Source organism: Acidovorax sp. GW835-FHT14B10 (assembly GCF_058793725.1).
Window position 1 is genome coordinate 1 of record NZ_JBXAGC010000071.1, and the last position, 1,425, is coordinate 1,425.

The window sequence follows — 1,425 nt, forward strand, 5'->3', positions numbered from 1 at the left end:
ACAATTGCGGAATCATGCGCGCGCATTCGACCGCAGTCAGACTGGTGCCGTGGGCCATGATGCCGGCATAGACCATCAGCAGCTCGTCGGTAGAGCGCGGCTCACGTCCGAGCATGATCCAGCTAAAGCGCACCTGGGCGTCAACGGCCAGAATCACTTCCGGCAATTGAACCTCACCGATGCGGTGATCCAAAGCCGCGCGCAGCTTGGTCACTTCTGGGTCTTCGTCCTCTGCGGGCAATGGCGACAAATGGAGTTCATCATCCACGCGCAGTACGCCACTGCGGGCTGCAGCGGCCACCGCATCGACACCGGCAGTTACTCTGGCCAGCAAAGGCTTCAAGAAAGTGGCAGCCTTGCTGGGTAACGATAGACGGGCATAGTGTTTCTTGGACTCTGCCTGCCAACGCTCGTCCGTGAAGAACAAGCGCGCACGACCCCGAAAGCTCAGGCTGTGCTCAATCCAGACCGAGCCATTGCGCACCGCGCGGCGCAGGGCAAACAGGGTGGCCACCTCCAACGCCTGAAACGCCCGTTCCCGGTCTGGGCTGGAGATCGAAACCTGCCAGATCATTCCCAGACTTGGTGCCACCACTTCAACTGGCAGCTTTCTGGATCCTTTGAGATATAAAGCTTGCAGCTTGGCAAGGTACTCGATGGCAGGATGCTCGCCGGTGGCCTGCCAGGGCAGCTTTGCAATGGCGACGAGCAACGACCGCACGGGGCGAATTCCATCAATCAATCCCTCGCGGACCAGGGAGGCCCTGCTCGGTGGTTTGCGTTTCTGGGTTTCGGTGATCAAGGCTTCAAGACGGGCACGCAACTCAGCATCTGGCACCGCACCTTGCGCGCTCAAGGCAACAAGTTCGCCGAGCAGCGTTTTGTACATTGCGGCCCAATTGACGGTAGCGGGGACATCGGCGGCAGCCTGACGCCACAGATCGGCGATCCGGCGCTGCACCATAAGGATCAACTGGTCTGTGGTGGTGAACAGGCAATACCGAAGAAAGCATGCGACCTCCACGGTGCGCGCTGGCTCTTTGATCTTGGCTCCGGCTGAGGGCGGCCTGGAGACAAGTCGGCGCGCGTAGCGGCGCAAGATGAGATCGGGGATGTCTGCCAGGTGCTTATGAACGTCCAGCGTGTAAAGCAGGTCGATGCGCTCCAGTACCTCGCTGATTTGGCGGGTTGAGTGTTTCGCCGGTGCAGCCCATAGCCAACTCTGCTGGGTTTGTCCATCTGGGCGCAGCTCTGAAACTGAGGCTCGCCAGCGATCAAGTGTTGCTGGATCAACGCTGGCGGCGATGGCGGTGCCTGTTTCAACTTCAAGCTGGGCAAGTGCCGCCGCAATCAGTGTCCGAATTGCCCGCTCGTGCACGATCACCAGCTTGTTCTTGTACAGCCATTGACGCGCCCGCACGAGTA

Annotated in this window: 1 pseudogene; it reads right to left on the minus strand. The window is 60.0% G+C overall.

The window, feature by feature from the left end:
* Positions 1-1,425, minus strand: a pseudogene (locus tag AC1Q5S_RS22235) (Tn3-like element IS1071 family transposase); the annotation flags it as partial.